This window comes from Saccharothrix sp. NRRL B-16348 (assembly GCF_001280085.1).
Classification (GTDB): domain Bacteria; phylum Actinomycetota; class Actinomycetes; order Mycobacteriales; family Pseudonocardiaceae; genus Actinosynnema.
Genome location: NZ_LGED01000243.1, coordinates 1 through 15,666 on the forward strand (window position 1 = coordinate 1; position 15,666 = coordinate 15,666).

Below are 15,666 nucleotides of genomic sequence, written 5' to 3' on the forward strand. Positions count from 1 at the left end.
GAAGCCGGGCAGGCTTGGCGGACGCTCTTCCCGCCAGGCCTGCCCGGCTTTGGCCTGCCTGGGGTGCCCGTAAGGGCCCCATGTCAAATCGAGCCGAACCGCACCACCGCGCCCTACAAACCGCCCTACAACCCCAAAAAATTATCCCGCACGTACTCGACATGCCCGAGGTAATACCCCTCGTGCCCCTCTTCCCTCTGCCGCCAGAACTCGGGCCTCTCCCGAATCATCGCGACCATGTCCTCCAACCTCGCCAACACCCGCAACCCCAACCCCTCCACCGGCAACCCATACGCCTCACAAAACAACTCCGCCCGCCGCCGCTGATCCTCCACCGTCCCGAACTCCGGCGAAAACGGCACCAAGCAATACGCCGTATACGCCACATCCCACCACCGCGGCCCCGGCCGCGCCCCGTCAAAATCAAACACCCCAACCGGCATCCCATCCCGGAACACCATGTTGTACGGCGCGAGGTCGTTGTGACAGATCACCTCAACCGGCGCGATCGCCGGAAACTGCCACCCCTCCAACAACACCCCACCGCCCAGCAACCCCTCACCGTCCACCAACCCCACCAACCCCACCGACCCGTCGTGCAACCGCCGCACCATCCGAGCGACCGCCACCAGCACCTCGTCCGAACGCAACCAACCAGGCAACGGCGGGTGGCCGACCTCACCCTCCAGGTACGACAACACCTCCCGCCCACGCTCGTCCACCCCGTGCACGGCCGGCGAAATGCCAAGCGGCGCAAGGTGTTCCAGCAGCCGGTGCACGTTGGGCGTCCACGGACCGGTCGGCCGTCGTACCGTCGCCCCGACCCGCACGACCTCGTTGAGCCCGCCTCCGGTGAGCGCTTCTTCCGTCACGCATGACATCCTTCACCTGCGCGGATCCGCCAGACGAGAGGTTTTCCCCCAGTGGCCGAGAGCAGCAACCGCCCTGTGCTGGTAGTCGACTTCGGCGCGCAGTACGCGCAGCTGATCGCCCGGCGAGTCCGGGAGGCGCAGGTCTACTCGGAAGTCGTCCCGCACACCACACCCGTGGCGGAGCTGCTCGAACGCGACCCGGCCGCCATCGTGCTGTCCGGCGGTCCGTCGAGCGTGTACGAGCCCGGCGCGCCGCAGGTCGACCCGAAGCTGTTCGACATGAACGTCCCCGTGTTCGGCATCTGCTACGGCTTCCAGGCCATGGCGGGCGCCCTCGGCGGCACGGTCGAGCACACCGGCACCCGCGAGTACGGCCGCACCGAACTCGGCGTGCAGCAAGCCGGCGGCCTGCTGCACGAGGAGCTGCCCGCCAACCACCCGGTGTGGATGAGCCACGGCGACTGCGTCACCAAGGCACCCGAGGGCTTCACGGTCACCGCGACCAGCGAGGGCGCCCCGGTGGCCGCGTTCGAGGACACCGAGCGTCGTTTCGCGGGCGTCCAGTACCACCCGGAGGTCGGCCACTCGCCGCACGGCCAGGAGGTGCTGCGCCGGTTCCTGCACGAGATCGCGGGCATCCGGCCGCAGTGGACGACGTCCTCGATCGTGGACGAGCAGGTGGCGCTGATCCGCGCGCAGGTCGGCGACGGCAAGGCCATCTGCGGCCTGTCCGGCGGCGTCGACTCCGCCGTGGCCGCCGCTCTCGTCCAGCGTGCCATCGGTGACCGCCTGACCTGCGTCTTCGTCGACCACGGTCTGCTGCGCGCGGGTGAGCGCGCCCAGGTCGAGCGCGACTTCGTGGCCGCGACCGGCGTCAACCTGGTCACCGTCGACGCCCGCGAGCGGTTCCTCGACGCGCTCAAGGGCGTCACCGACCCCGAGCAGAAGCGCAAGATCATCGGGCGCGAGTTCATCCGGGTGTTCGAGCAGGCCGAGCGCGACCTCAAGGCCGAGGGCGACTACCAGTTCCTCGTCCAGGGCACGCTCTACCCGGACGTGGTCGAGTCCGGCGGCGGCTCGGGCGCGGCCAACATCAAGAGCCACCACAACGTCGGCGGGCTCCCCGAGGACCTCCAGTTCACCCTGGTCGAGCCGCTCCGCGCGCTCTTCAAGGACGAGGTCCGCCGCGTCGGCACCGAACTGGGGCTGCCGGAGACGATCGTGCAGCGCCAGCCGTTCCCCGGTCCCGGCCTCGGCATCCGGATCATCGGCGAGGTCAACCAGGAGCGCCTGGACATCCTGCGCAAGGCCGACGCGATCGCCCGCGAGGAGCTGACCAGCGCCGGCCTGGACCGCCAGATCTGGCAGTGCCCGGTCGTCCTCCTGGCCGACGTGCGCAGCGTGGGGGTGCAGGGCGACGGCCGCACGTACGGCCACCCGGTGGTCTTGCGGCCGGTGTCCAGCGAGGACGCCATGACCGCCGACTGGACGCGCCTGCCGTACGACGTGCTGGAGCGCATCTCGACCCGCATCACCAACGAGGTGAGCGAGGTCAACCGGGTGGTCCTGGACGTGACGAGCAAGCCGCCGGGCACGATCGAGTGGGAGTAAGAGCCGCACAACGAAGAAGGCCCGTCCTCCCCAGGACGGGCCTTCTCCCTTTCCACTTCCCCTACCCCGAACCCCCGCTCCCCCCTCCCCCCCCGAACCCCAGCTACCTGCGGCGTCGGGCAGATCCCGCCAGCAACCCCAGCCCGATCACCATCGCCCCTCCGGCCAACGCCCACCTCAGGTCGAGGAAGTCCGGCCACGCCGCACCGTCGGAGAGCATGTAGGCGGCTGCGACCAGGGCCGCGACCCCGAACACCAGCCCCACCACGTCGACCCCGCGCTTCTCGATCGAATCCTGGTCAGCCACGACTCACCTCCACCGCTCCGAGATCGCTGCGCACGTCGAGCACGATCTTCAATCCACCGGGCCCGTCGGCTCCGTAATCCGTGACCTGCTCGTGCCTGCCCTCACCGTCGGACTCCCGGTCGAGGCAGCGCACCGAGCCCAGGTCGGTCCGGCAGTCCACGGTCACGTCCGCGTTCGCGGGGACCATGACCTTGATGCTGCCCAACCCGACCTCGACGCCCGTGTCCACCGTCCGGGACTCGTCGTTCGGCAACCCGGTCAGGTCGAGCTCGACCTCGCCGACGCTCGCCGTGTACTGGTCCCGGACGTCCTCGAACGTCGTCGGCCTGGCCCTCGTGCTGCCCATCTGCTTCGCGTCGACGTCGAAGTCCACCGACGTCAACAGCACCCCCACCACCGACAGCGGCACGACGAGCCACATCAGCCCACGTCCACCGCCACCGCGCAGCGCGCCGAGCACCATGCCCCCGCCCAGCACCGCGACCAGCAGGCCGATGATGTGCTGCGCGTGGAACCAGTCGGAGTACGCCGACGTCACCAGCGACCCGGCCAGCACGACCAGCGCCGCGCCGAACGTCGCCACACCCACCCGCGACCTGCGCCGACGTGCCACCACCGGTGCGGGCGTGGCGCCGACCGGTTCCGGCGCGCCCCCCGGCTCGGGCAGGTCCCACGCGAACGGGGCCGCGCCCAGCGGGTCCCACGCCGGTGGCGTCACCTGCCCGGTCGTGTGCTCGTCCGTCGACACCTTGCCCCCCACGCCTTCACCGACCCCGACACCGACACCCACGCCGTCACCCACGCCGAAGGCCACCGCCGGCTCCGGCCGGTTGAGCTGCCCGCGACCGCGGTGCAGCAGGTAGATGGCACCCACGGACAGCAGCACGCCGCCGACCATGGTGAAGCCGCCGTCCACGAAGAACCCGGTCGCCGGGATCACCGCGAGCCCGAGCAGCACCGTCAACGCCGTCGGCGTCGAGCTGCGCCCACGCCCGATCAGCGACTCCGCGGCCGACACCTCGTCGTCGTCCTGCGCCAGCCACAACCAGCCGAGCAGGTAGATGAGCACTCCGGCGCCGTTGCACAACGCCATGGCCACGAACGCCACCCGGACGATCACCGGGTCGATCTGGTACCGCTTGGCGATACCGGCGGCGACACCGGCGATCTTGCGACCGTCGTGAGGCCGCCTGGGCCGCGTGGCCCAGAAGTCCTTCAGCGTCTCTTCGACGCTGGCTGCGCTGATGCTCCCGCTCACAACGACAAGCTTGCTCAACACGAGCCGTCCGCACATCGGGGGGCCACCCTGAACCGCGCATCGGGTGGAACCCTGATGACCGGCCAGGACCCGCGTGTGACCATCAACGGGTGAGTGTGGAGACGAAGGCCGTCGAGCCGGTGCGCCGCAGGCGGACCGGCCGGGTGGTCGCGGGCGTGGCCGGTGGTGTCGCCGACCACCTCGGCATCGAGGTGTTCTGGGTGCGGGCGGCGTTCGCCGCGCTGACCGCGCTCAACGGCGTCGGCGTGATCGCGTACGGCCTGCTGTGGCTGTTCGTGCCGCAACGCGCGGCCGGCGAGCCGGAGGAGTCCTCGAACCCGAGGGAACGCCAGCAGGCGCTCGGCCTGGTCGCCCTCGGCATCGCCGCGGCCGTGCTCGCGGGCCTGTTCTCCGGCCCGGTCAGCGGCTGGATCGCCGGGCCGCTCGCGGTGGCCCTGGTGGGCGCGGCCGTGGTCTGGCGCGAGGCGGACGAGGCGCAGCGCCGCCGCTGGCGGGCCGGCGCGAAGTCCGGGATCTTCGGCGGCACGGGCCGCAGCACGATCGTGCGCGTCCTCGCCGGTGTGGCGCTCGTCGCGATCGGCATCGGCGTCCTGCTCGTCAACAGCTACGGCATCGACCAGCTCCGCTTCGCGCTGCTCGCCGTGGTCGCGACCCTCGGTGGTGTGGCGGTGCTCACCGTGCCGCTGTGGATCAAGCTGATCAACGACCTGGGCGAGGAGCGGCGGGTCCGCATCCGCACCGAGGAGCGCGCCGAGATCGCCGCCCACCTGCACGACTCCGTGCTCCAGACCCTCGCCCTGATCCAGAAGCAGGCCGAGCAGCCGCGTGAGGTCAAGCGCCTGGCGCGCGGCCAGGAGCGGCAGCTGCGGGAGTGGCTGTACGGGCGGGTCGTGGAGGAGAACAGCCAGCCGACCACCATGTCCGCCGCGATCGGCAAGGCCGCGGGCGAGGTCGAGGACAGCTTCGCGCTGGCCGTGCAGCAGGTCGTGGTCGGCGACTGCGAGCTGGACCCGAACCTCTACGCGCTCGTCCAGGCCGCCCGCGAGGCGATGGTCAACGCGGCCAAGCACGCGGGCGTCGGCGAGATCAGCGTGTACGGCGAAGTGGAACCGGAACGGGTGACGGTGTTCGTCCGCGACCGGGGCAAGGGCTTCGACCCGCAGACCGTGCCGGAGGACCGGCATGGCCTCGCGGACTCGATTGGGGGGAGGATGGACCGGCACGGCGGCGAAGTCCGGATCCGCACCCGGCTGGGTGAGGGCACGGAGGTGCAGCTGATGATGCCGAGGAAAACCGCAGACAAGCGAGAGACGGGGGCCAGGACATGACCGTTCGGGTGTTCCTGGTGGACGACCACGCGTTGTTCCGCGCCGGGGTGCGGGCCGAGCTGGACTCGATCACCGACGAGATCGAGGTCGTCGGCGAGGCCGGTTCGGTCGGCGAGGCGGTCGCGGGCATCGGGCACCACCGCCCGGACGTGGTGCTGCTCGACGTGCACATGCCGGACGGCGGTGGCGCCGAGGTGCTGCGACAGGTCCGCACGGCGCTGCCGGAGGTGGTGTTCCTGGCGCTGTCGGTGTCCGACGCGGCCGAGGACGTCATCGCGGTCATCCGCGCCGGTGCGCGCGGGTACGTGACGAAGACCATCTCCAGCCAGGAGCTGGTGCGCGCGGTCGTGCGGGTATCGGAGGGCGACGCGGTGTTCAGCCCGCGGCTGGCCGGGTTCGTGCTGGACGCGTTCGCCGACCGCCCCGGCGCGGCGCCGATCAGCGACCCCGAACTGGACCTGCTGACCCCGCGCGAACGGGACGTGCTGCGGCTGCTGGCGCGCGGGTACGCGTACAAGGAGATCGCGTCGGAGCTGTTCATCTCGGTGAAGACGGTCGAGACGCACGTGTCGAGCGTGCTGCGCAAGACGCAGCTGTCGAACCGGTACGAGCTGTCGCGCTGGGCTTCCGACCGCAGGTTGGTCTGAACACCGGCGCTGAACATCGGCGCTGGACACCGGCTCGACCGGGAGCTACTCCAGCTCCTGGGACGAGAAGATCTGCAGCCTGCCCTGGTCGGGCCACACGCCGAGTTCGTAGCGCCCGTACGACGCCGCGCCGCCGTGCGTGAAGTTCACGTGCACCCGCACGGCGTACCTGGCGGAGCTCACCTCGACGACCTGGATGCTCTCGACCCACACGTCGTCGTACTGGCCCCAGAACGCCTGGTACTCCTCGAACGGCCGCTGGAACGGCACGGCCAGGTTCGCGTAGGCCGTCGCCGTGTCCTCGGGCAGCGCCTCGTAGTGCCTGCGCACCAGTTCCGCCGCGTCCTCCGCCGTGAGGCCCAGTGTCGTCGTGGTCGTCGGGGTGGCGTCCCCGAACGACCAGGGCTGGAGCGCGGCCACCCCGACCGCCCCCGCGGTGAGCAGCAGCACGACCGCCGCCACCACGGGCGCCAGCCACCGCTTCCGCGGCTTGCCCGCCGGCGCGTCACCCGACTCGGTGTCGACCTGCGCACCCGACTCGCTCCGGGCCTCGACCCGCGGACCGGGCGCAGCCCGTTCGGGGCCTGCCGTCGTCGGTTCGGCCTTCCCTGATCGTGCCGTCGTGTGTTCGGCCGTCCGGTGCCGCGCCGCCTCGGGTTGTGCCTTCGCCGGCTCGGCCGTCCCCGGTTCAGCCGGCCCTGGTTCGATCGGCAGGGATTCGACCGGCAGGGGTCCGGTCAGCAACTCGACCGCCTCCGCCGCCGTGGGCCGCTCAGCCGGGTCGGCGGCGAGCAACCTCGTCAGCACCCCCGTCAACGGCCCGGAACGCGTCGGTGGCTCGATCAGCCCTGCCGCGGCCCGGTACAGCAGCCCGAAGCTGTTGTCGCTCACCCCGTGCGGCGACTGCCCCTCGGTCGCCGCGTACAGCGTCGCGCCCAGCGAGAACACGTCCGACGCCTGGTCCGGCTGCTCACCCCTCGCCACCTCGGGCGCGAGGTAGGCCGGGGTGCCGGTGATCATGCCGCTGTCGGTCAGCGTGCCGTCCCCCACAGCACGTGAGATGCCGAAATCGGTGAGCTTGACCGTGCCGCCGTGTCCGATGAGCACGTTCGACGGCTTGACGTCCCGGTGCACGATGCCCGCCGCGTGCGCCGCGGCCAGCGCGGCGGCCACCCGACCGCCGATCCTGGCCGCCTCGTCCGGGCTCAGCCTGCCCCGCTCGGCCAGCAGCCCGGCCAGGCTGCGCGAGGGCAGGTACTCCATGACCAGCCAAGGCCGGCCGTCCTCCACCACCACGTCGAACACGGAGATCGCGTCGGGGTGCTGCAGCCGGGCCGCGTTGCGCGCCTCGCGCATCGCCCTCGCCCTGGCCACCTCGCCCTCGTCGGCCGTCAGGTCGGGCCACCGGAGCTGCTTGACCGCCACCTCGCGGTCCAGCAACTCGTCCCGCGCCCGCCAGACGACGCCCATGGCGCCGCTGCCGACCCGCTCGGCCAGCGCGTACCGCCCGCCGACCGTCCCCGTCGCTGTCCCCCCGGCCTCCGCCACGCCAGCAGGTTAGGCGATGACGTGGCCCGCGATGGTGTCAGTTGGTCGAGACCAGCTTGGCCAGTTCGCGGTCGAAGTCGATCCACAGGTCCTCTTCGCCGGGCTGGACCACGTCGTAAGTGAGGTCCAGGAACTCGGCGATGTCCTCGGCGTCGGCCGACAGGATCGCGAACCCGGTCGGCGCGTTGAGCTCCACCAGGACCCGCTCCGGGTCGTCGGCGGCCGGCCGGACCAGGATGTCGCCCTCGCCGGACGAGGTCAGCAGGCCGTCGGCGAGCAGGTCGCGGGCGAAGATCCACTCGACCTTGCCCTGGCCGGTGTGGAACAGCACGGCTACCGCGTACGGGTCCTCGGGTTCGTAGTGGAGTTCGGCCTCCACCGGCGCCGGGGCCACGCCCGGGACGAGGAGGTGGAACGTCGTGGTGATGGTGATGCTGTCGTTGCTCATGTCCTGTGGGTTCCCTTCCGAAGTCGTCCCTCTCATGTGAGGAGACGTCCGAGAGGGCGAATCAGGACGCGTATCGCCTGAACACCACGCGATCGGGGGAGACCTGCGTCTCAAGTCCACCCGTTTGCCCAGGACGGGTGTCTCAGTAGGCCACGGGCCCCGCCATACCGACGGGTAACACTGCGTTATCGCAGGTCACTTGAGCGTAGCGACCTTGGTCCCGACGAGCTCCCCGGTCTCTCCGGCGGCCGGCGCGGGTGCCGTCGGCGACGCCGTCGCGGGCTGCCTGCGGGTCAGCGCGACGCCGACGAGGACCACGACCATGCCCAGCACGACGCGGAGGTTGAGCGCCTCGCCGAGGAACAGCGCGCCCAGCAGCACCGACACCACGGGCAGCAGGTAGCCCACCATCGTGGCGTTGGTCGCGCCCTCGTCCTCGATGACGCGGTAGTTCAGCACGAACGCCACGCCCGTTCCGAACACGCCCAGGATCGCCACGGCGACCAGCGGCTGCCAGGACAGCTGCACCGGCTGCAACCCTGCCACCGGCACCGCCAGCGCCGTCATGCCCGCCGCGGCCACCAGCTGGGTCGAGGAGATCTGCATCGGCGTCAGGCCGCGCCCGGACACCTTGTGGCCGATGTAGGCGTAGCTGACCGCGTACGACGCCGCGGCGGCCAGGCACGCGAGCGCGCCCCAGCTCGCCAGGCCCGCCCGCTGCCACGGGGCGAAGATGATCAGCACGCCGGCGAAGCCGAGCGCCAGGCCGGCGAACCGGGCCGGGTTGCGCTGCCGTTCCGTGCCCAGCGCCAACCCGATGCCCAGCGCGAACAGCGGCGTGGTGGCGTTGAGCACACCGGCCACACCGGAGTCCACGGTCTGCTCACCGAGTGCGAACAGGGCGAACGGCACCGCGCTGCCGAAGAGGGCGGCGAAGCCGAGGTGCAGCCAGGACGTCCGGTCCCGCGGCAGCCGCTGCTTGCTCCAGTACACGAGCGCGACCAGCACCAACGCGCCGAGCGCGGTGCGGGTGAGGGTGATCTGGATCGGCGAGAGGCCGGTCAGTGCGATCTTGATCCACAGGAAGCTGGACCCCCAGAGCAGGGCCAGGACACCCATCCTGATCAGCGTGCCAGGCTTGTTCACGACCACACTTTGCGGGATCGCGAAGTATCAGCACAAGTGAATAGAACTGCACGATCTTTAAGCTGAGCTGTACGGTTGCGTCATGTTGGACGTGCGACGAATGCAGGTGCTCCGGGCCGTGGTGACCACCGGCTCCATCACCGCCGCGGCGGTGAACCTCGGGTACACGCCCTCGGCCGTCAGCCAGCAGGTGTCGGCCCTGGAGAAGCAGGCGGGACTGCCGCTGCTCGACCGGGTCGGGCGTGGCGTGCGCCCGACGGTGGCGGGCCGGCTGCTCACCGAGCACGCCGCGCACATCACCGACCGGCTGGTCGAGGCGGAGGCGGCGCTCGCCGACCTGCGCGCGGGCCGCACCGGGCGGCTGCGGGTGCGCTACTTCGCCACCGCGGGCGCCGCGCTCGTGCCGCCCGCCGTCGCCCTGTTCCGGGCCAAGCACGCCGACGTCCAGCTCGACCTCAAGCTGACCGAGCCGGACGACCCGATGGTGGAGGTGGCGGCCGGTCGCGCCGACGTGGCCATCGTCGTGCACCACCGGGACAGCGAGCCGCCGCGCGGCGTGCACCTCGTGCACCTGCTCGACGACCCGTACCTGGCCGTGCTGCCGCGCGGCCACGAGCTGGCCCGCAAGCGCGTGGTCGACCTCGCCGACCTGGCCGAGCAGCAGTGGGTGGACGCCGTGACGCCGCCCGGGCCGTGCCGCGACATCGTGCTCAACGCCTGCGCGGGTACCGGGTTCGCGCCCAACATCGTGGTGGAGGCCGACGACTACCCGACCGCGCAGGGGTTCGTCGCGGCCGGGCTCGGGGTCACCATCGTGCCGAAGCTCAGCCTCGGGGTCGTGCACCCCGGCGTGGTGGTCCGCAAGCTGCGCCACCCGGAGCCGACCAGGACCATCTGCGCCGCGATCCGGGAGGAGGGCGTCGCCTCGCCCGCCGTGGTCAGCCTGCTGGACGCGCTGAAGGCGTCGTCGGGCCGGCCTACGGCTGGCTGAGCCGCTGCTCGCCGTCGATGTAGATGCCCTGGTTCTCCCACTTCAGGATGATCAGCTTGCGCTCGGTGCTGACCGTGTTGTCCTTCATGTGGTAGGCGAGGTCGACCTCGTAGGCGTACGGCGAGTTCATCCGCACGCCCTTGAGCTCGACCGACTTCACCGGGTTCCACGTGCCCTGGTAGCCGCTCGGGCCGCCGGTCGTGGCCTGCATCCTGGCGGTCAACCGGCCGTAGCCCTCGTCCACGTTCTCCGGCAGCAGGCCGAAGTAGTCGCGGACCGCCTGCTCCTGCTGCTCGGCCGTCGGCTCGGCGGTGATCTTGGCGGTCGGCGTGGACGGCTTCTTCGACGGCGTCGTCGACGCCTCGCCGCCCGCTTCCTGCACCGCGGTCGTCGTGGTGGAACCGGCCTGGTTGCCGCCCGGCTCGTCGCCGCTGGACAGCACGCTCGCCAGCAGGATGCCGACGACCGCCGCGCCCGCGATGGCGAGCGCGGTGAGCACCGTGGAGCGCTTGCTCTTCATCGGACCGCCGGCCGGTCTCGACGCGCCGGTCGGACGGGCGGGCGGCGCGTTGTGGCTCGCCTGCCGCTGCGGTGCGGGCTGCGGCGTCGGCGCGGGCGCGACCCTGGTCGCGGAGTGCGGCGGGTTGTGCTGCGCGGCGGGGTTCTGCTGCTGCGCGGGCGGGTTGTGCTGGCCGGCCGGGGTCAGCGCGCGGGTCGGCTGGGCCTGCACGGGCGCGCCCTGCCACGACGGCGGGTGGCTCTGCGGCATCGCCACCGGGAACTCCGGCGCGGCCCGACCCGCCGCCACCGCGGCCAGCGCCTCGCGGGCCTCGGCCATGGTCGGCCGGTCCTCCGGCTCGGCGCGCAGCAGGCGCATCAGCAGCGCGGTCAGCGGACCCGCCTGCTTCGGCGGCACCACCTTGCCCGACGCGACCTGGTGCAGCAGGGCGATGGTGTTCTCGTTCAGGCCGAACGGCGGCGCGCCCTCGATCGCCGCGTACAGCGTCGAGCCGAGGGAGAACACGTCCGAGGGCGGGCCGGGGTCGTACCCCTTGGCCACCTCGGGCGCGAGGTAGGCGGGCGTGCCCGCGAGCATCCCGGTCGCGGTGACCGTGACGTCGCCGGTGGCCCGGGAGATGCCGAAGTCGGTGATCTTCACCGTGCCGTCGTTGCCGAGCAGGATGTTGCCCGGCTTGATGTCGCGGTGCACGATGCCGGCGTTGTGCGCGGCGGCGAGCGCGGAGGCGACCTGCGAGCCGATCGACGCCACGTCGCGCGGCGGCAGCGTGCCGCGTTCCGACAGCGCCGTCGACAGGCTCTTGGACGGCAGGTACTCCATCACCAGCCAGGGCTGGCCGTCGTCCTCCGCCACGTCGTACACCGCGATCGCGTGCGGGTGCTGCAGGCGTGCCGCGATCCGGCCCTCGCGCATGGCGCGGCGCTTCGCCTCGTCCGTGTCGGCCTCGGCCAGGCCGGGCTGGAGCAGCAGCTGCTTGACCGCGACGGTGCGGTGCAGCCGCTCGTCGTGCGCTTCCCAGACGATGCCCATCGCACCGCTGCCGATCCGCCGGCCAAGTCGGTAGCGGCCGGCAACCAGGCGGCCATCGTCGCTCACGGCGTGCTCCCAGTAGCTGCTAGGGCTTCATTCAGTGGCGAACGACAAGACGCCACTAGGACAAGAACGTTGCGTCACCCGATCGGGTTCGGCACCACCTTACGAGGTTCACGTTCCCCCCGGTCCCACAGTGGGGGGTGACGAGCCCGTCGTGGTGGTTGTCGTCGTAGTGGTCGTGGTCGTCGTGGTGGTCGTCGTGGTGGTCGGCGGCGTGGTCGTCGTGGTGGTCGTGGTGGTGGTCGGCTCGGTCGTCGTGGTCGGCTCGACCGTGACCGTCTGCGTCTCCACGGTGGTCGTCGGCAACGGCGTGGTCGTCGTCGTGGTCGGCTTCGCCGAGGACGAGCTCGTCTCGCCCACCTGCGGCGCGACCGGGTCCTTCTCGCCGAACCAGTCCAGCGCCACCGCCAGGAAGCCGAGCAGCAGGATGGCGGCCAGCACGACCGCCGCGATCACCAGCGGCCGGTTGTTGGGCCGCTGAGGCGGCGCGGCCACCGGCGTGGCACCGCCCGTCGACCGCGGGCCGGGCCGCACCACGCGGGTCCGGTCGGCGTCCAGGACGGCCGTGGCGCCCGCCGGCACCGGCGCGAACCCCGGCGAGCTGGCCGGCAGCAGGCCGGTCAGGCTGGGGTTGCGGCCGTGCGCGACGGCGCTGAGCATGTCGCGCGCCTGCGCCATGGTCGGCCGGTCGGCGGGGTCGTAGTTGAGCAGCCGCAGCAGCACGTCGGTCAGCGGGTGGTCGACCGTCGGCGGGTTGATCCGTCCCGCCGCGACGGCGTGCAGCACGCCCAGGGTGTTCTCCGACAGCCCGAACGGCGGCTCGCCCTCGGCCGCCGCGTACAGCGTCGAGCCGAGCGAGAAGACGTCCGACGCGGCGCTCGGGTCCTGGCCGCGCGCGATCTCCGGCGCCAGGTAGGCGGGCGTGCCCGCGATCAACCCGGTCTTGGTGACCGTGACGTCGTCGCTGGCCCGGGAGATGCCGAAGTCGGTGATCTTGACCAGGCCGTTGTCGGCGAGCAGCACGTTGCCGGGCTTGACGTCCCGGTGCACGATCCCGGCGGCGTGCGCGGCGGCCAGCGCGGCGGCGGCCTGCATGCCGATCTGGGCTACCTCGATCGGGTCGAGCGGGCCGTGCTCGGCCATCGTGTCGGCCAGGCTGTAGGACGGCAGGTACTCCATGACCAGGCACGGAGCACCGTTCTCCTCCACCACGTCGTAGACGGCGATGGCGTTGGGGTGGTGCAGCTTGGCGGCGATGCGGCCCTCGCGCATGGCGCGCTGGATCGCCTCGTCCTGCTCGCGCTCGTCCAGGCTGGGCGCCAGCAGCAGCTGCTTGATCGCCACGACGCGGCCGAGGCGCTCGTCGTGGGCGCGCCACACGACGCCCATCGCACCGCTGCCGATCCGGTCGAGGAACCGGTAGCGCTCGGCGATGACGCGACCGTCGTTGCTCACCGGACCACCTCGCTGGGGCGCTGCGTGACCGCGGCAAGGGCAGCAGGTCTCACGCTCGGGCTCCTCGTCGTGCGGATCGGTGCGCGGAACAGGCTAGGCCACCGCTCGCCCGCAGAGCCTACCCCGGCCGTGACTACGCCTTTCGAGCCGTTGCGCAGGTCACGTGAGCCGAGAGGTGACCGGGAAGGGATACCCGATACCGGGCCGTAAGGACACCCGTTCGCACGAAGATCGCCAGTTTTGCGGCCGAACGGCGTAGTCGCCTCACATCTCGCCCATTCGGGTGCACGAGTCACGCGTCCAGGCGACACCGGAGACGTCTTCGAACGTCGACTCGCGGTCGCTCTCGACCCGGCCCGGCCGCCCGCGCACCGCGAACCCGCCGCTCGGCGTGCCCGAGCGGCGGGATCGCGGAACGTCGGTGCGGAGGTCAGTTGGCCGGAGCGAAGAAGTCGAACCCGCCGATCGGGTTCAGGATCCCGCCGAGGTCGAGGTCCAAGCCGAGGTCGATGCCCGAGTTGCCGTCGGACGGCGGGGTGCTCGGGTTGGTCGAGGACGGCGGCGTGGAGCTCGACGGCGGCTGCGAGCTGTCGCTGGGCGCGGGCGTCGTCGAGCTCGGCGGCGGGGGAGTCGTCGTCTCCGGGCTGCTGGAGCTCGGCGGCGGCGTGGTCGTGCTCGACGGGGCCTGCTGCGTCTGCTGCTGCGTCGTCGTGGTCGTCTGCTGCGTGGCGGGACGCGGCGCGCGCTGGGTCGTCGTCTCCGGCGCCTGCTCGGGCGTCGTCGTGGTGGTCTCGGCCTGGGCGGCCTGCTGCGCCTGCTGCTGGGCGGCGGCGGCGCCGAGGTCCTTGGTGAGCGTGTTGGTGGCGCGGGCCGCCGGGCGGGCGTCGAAGCGCACCTCCGCCAGCGGGCGCTCGTCCGGGGACGACATCAGGTTGGTCGCGGTGAACGCGACGGTGCCGGCGAGCACCACGCCGCCGCTGGCCATCGCGACGAGCTTCGGCACGGAGAACCCGCCGCCGCCGCGCTCCTCTTCACCGGCGCGCCCCTCGCGGCGCAGCAGCTCGGTGATGTGCAGCTCGCGGCCGGAGAGGTTCGTGACGTTCGACGCACCGGCCGCGGCCGAGAGGGCGGCCACCGAGAAGCGCACGGTCTCTTCGTCGTCGTCGGTCCGCGCGGTGGGGCGACGACTCGCTCTGTCGTCGTCGGCCAGGTTGCCGGCCCGGTCGTCAACAGTCCTGCGGCTCGCTCCGTCAGCCATCCGACGGCTCGCTCCGCCGTCAACGGTCCTGCGGCTCGCTCCGCCGTCAGCGGTCCGGTTGCCGGCTCCACCGTCGATGATCCGCGGGATCGGCTGCGTCTCCGCCTCGCGCCTGGCGAGCAGGTCGGCGACCGACAGCTTGGCCGTCGAGCCATCCTGTCGACGGCGTTTGTCGTCGTTCGACACCGCTGGACACCTTTCCCGGGGGAGTGCGTTGCGCTACTGACCGGGACCATGGATACCGAATCGTGACCGTCTACGTAACCCCTTTGAGTGAAGTTTCCTACGGATTCAAGGGTTGTTTGAACGCTGAGTGAACACTCAGGGCTTGATCGCTACGCAGAGTCAGCTGCGTTGGGCCGATAGGACCTCGGTCGCGACGATGCGCGGAACGCTCGTGTCGGTCAACCGGAAAAGCTGCTCGACGCGCATCCACCGCCCCGTGCGCTCCTGCAGCGACACCACCGCGAGCACCGCGCCGTCCGGCCGGAGCGAGGTCGACTCGATCGTGATCGCCTGCACGTGGCCCCAGGACTCGACGAAGTCGCGCGAGCTGCCGCCGAGCAGGTCCGGCGACAGCAGCCGGGCCGCCTCCCGCGGCTTGGCGGGCAGCAGCTCGAAGAACCGCCGCACGATGTCGACCTGCGGTTCCGGGCCGACGTCGACCTGCGGCGGCGGCACCATCACCGGTGACTCCAGCGGCGCGTCGGTGGGCGTCGGCGCGGCCAGGCGCGCCTGTGCCGGCACCTGCGCGGGCCGTCCGACGCCCAGCTCCGCCGACAGCAGGTCCGGTCGCAACGCGGACGCCCCGCTGATCGCCGCGGGCGGTGCGACGTACGGCTCGTCGGGGCCGGCGGGGCGGTTGCCCGCGAAGATCGCGGTGGCGGCGATCGAGGCGGACAGCACGAGCGCCCCGGTGGCCACGCCGGCGAGCTTCGCGGCACGGGTGGGACGTCTCCCTGGGGTGGCCGTGTCGTTCTCCTCACGCAGCAGATCGGTGATCAGGCCATGGGTGGCGGCCTGCTCGCGGGTCCGGATCCGCACCGGCGTCGGCTGCTTCCTGATCAGCTCCGCCACCGTGACCGAACCCGCGCGGTTGTGCCTGCGACCGCTCGTCGTAGGGCGCTGCACTGGCGACTCCCTCGGTCGTGTCGTCGCCAAGAC

General features: G+C 71.8%; 14 protein-coding genes. 4 read left to right on the forward strand and 10 right to left on the reverse strand.

The features are described 5' to 3' along the window. Positions 1-125: 125 nt before the first annotated feature. Positions 126-872 carry an aminoglycoside phosphotransferase family protein gene (locus tag ADK67_RS38745; RefSeq protein ID WP_197289822.1) on the reverse strand — a complete coding sequence of 249 codons (747 nt, stop codon included), beginning with the start codon at positions 870-872 and terminating at the stop codon, positions 126-128. Positions 873-923: 51 nt separating this feature from the next. Here ADK67_RS38745 and guaA point away from each other — a divergent pair, with 51 nt between their 5' ends. Beyond that, positions 924-2,483 (forward strand): glutamine-hydrolyzing GMP synthase, encoded by a 1,560-nt coding sequence (gene guaA, locus ADK67_RS38750; protein WP_053721565.1) that lies wholly within the window; start codon positions 924-926, stop codon positions 2,481-2,483. A 103-nt stretch (positions 2,484-2,586) separates the two neighbouring features. On the opposite strand, the gene ADK67_RS38755 is transcribed toward guaA, so the two are convergent. Further along, positions 2,587-2,790 carry a hypothetical protein gene (locus tag ADK67_RS38755; RefSeq protein WP_053721566.1) on the reverse strand — a complete coding sequence of 68 codons (204 nt, stop codon included), beginning with the start codon at positions 2,788-2,790 and terminating at the stop codon, positions 2,587-2,589. After that, on the reverse strand, positions 2,783-4,048 hold the full coding sequence (locus ADK67_RS38760; protein WP_231648565.1) for a PspC domain-containing protein: 1,266 nt from the start codon (positions 4,046-4,048) through the stop codon (positions 2,783-2,785). Before ADK67_RS38760 ends, ADK67_RS38755 begins: the two co-directional genes overlap by 8 nt. 110 nt (positions 4,049-4,158) lie before the next feature. On the opposite strand from ADK67_RS38760, the gene ADK67_RS38765 reads away from it, so the two are divergent. Together ADK67_RS38765 and ADK67_RS38770 are read left to right on the forward strand one after the other, a co-directional pair. After that, entirely contained in the window at positions 4,159-5,397 is a 1,239-nt protein-coding gene (locus ADK67_RS38765) for an ATP-binding protein (RefSeq protein ID WP_231648566.1), read from the forward strand. After that, positions 5,394-6,044, forward strand: a complete 651-nt coding sequence (locus ADK67_RS38770; protein ID WP_053721568.1) for a response regulator — start codon at positions 5,394-5,396, stop codon at positions 6,042-6,044. Before ADK67_RS38765 ends, ADK67_RS38770 begins: the two co-directional genes overlap by 4 nt. Positions 6,045-6,089: 45 nt before the next feature. On the opposite strand, the gene ADK67_RS53000 is transcribed toward ADK67_RS38770, so the two are convergent. The 3 genes from ADK67_RS53000 to ADK67_RS38785 form a co-directional block, all read right to left on the reverse strand. Then, positions 6,090-7,592 carry a serine/threonine-protein kinase gene (locus ADK67_RS53000; RefSeq protein ID WP_053721569.1) on the reverse strand — a complete coding sequence of 501 codons (1,503 nt, stop codon included), beginning with the start codon at positions 7,590-7,592 and terminating at the stop codon, positions 6,090-6,092. Between the two features lie 37 nt (positions 7,593-7,629). Then, positions 7,630-8,040, reverse strand: coding sequence for an SsgA family sporulation/cell division regulator (locus ADK67_RS38780; RefSeq protein ID WP_053721570.1), 411 nt, complete (start codon positions 8,038-8,040; stop codon positions 7,630-7,632). 195 nt (positions 8,041-8,235) lie between these two features. Next, positions 8,236-9,192, reverse strand: a complete 957-nt coding sequence (locus ADK67_RS38785; RefSeq protein ID WP_053721571.1) for a DMT family transporter — start codon at positions 9,190-9,192, stop codon at positions 8,236-8,238. 76 nt (positions 9,193-9,268) lie between these two features. Between ADK67_RS38785 and ADK67_RS38790 the strand changes: the two genes are divergently transcribed. After that, complete coding sequence (locus ADK67_RS38790; protein WP_053721572.1) at positions 9,269-10,177, forward strand: LysR family transcriptional regulator; 909 nt, start codon at positions 9,269-9,271, stop codon at positions 10,175-10,177. Here ADK67_RS38790 and ADK67_RS38795 read toward each other — a convergent pair. The 4 genes from ADK67_RS38795 to ADK67_RS38810 all read right to left on the reverse strand — a co-directional run bounded on the left by ADK67_RS38795 (position 10,164) and on the right by ADK67_RS38810 (position 15,633). Next, positions 10,164-11,792 (reverse strand): serine/threonine-protein kinase, encoded by a 1,629-nt coding sequence (locus ADK67_RS38795; protein ID WP_053721573.1) that lies wholly within the window; start codon positions 11,790-11,792, stop codon positions 10,164-10,166. The genes ADK67_RS38790 and ADK67_RS38795 overlap by 14 nt on opposite strands. Positions 11,793-11,900: 108 nt before the next feature. Continuing rightward, positions 11,901-13,244: a serine/threonine-protein kinase gene (locus ADK67_RS38800; protein ID WP_053721574.1), complete on the reverse strand. Its 1,344-nt coding sequence runs from the start codon at positions 13,242-13,244 to the stop codon at positions 11,901-11,903. A 430-nt stretch (positions 13,245-13,674) separates the two neighbouring features. Beyond that, positions 13,675-14,502, reverse strand: coding sequence for a hypothetical protein (locus ADK67_RS38805; RefSeq protein WP_157621359.1), 828 nt, complete (start codon positions 14,500-14,502; stop codon positions 13,675-13,677). 345 nt (positions 14,503-14,847) lie between these two features. Beyond that, entirely contained in the window at positions 14,848-15,633 is a 786-nt protein-coding gene (locus ADK67_RS38810; RefSeq protein WP_157621361.1) for a hypothetical protein, read from the reverse strand. Positions 15,634-15,666: the final 33 nt, after the last annotated feature.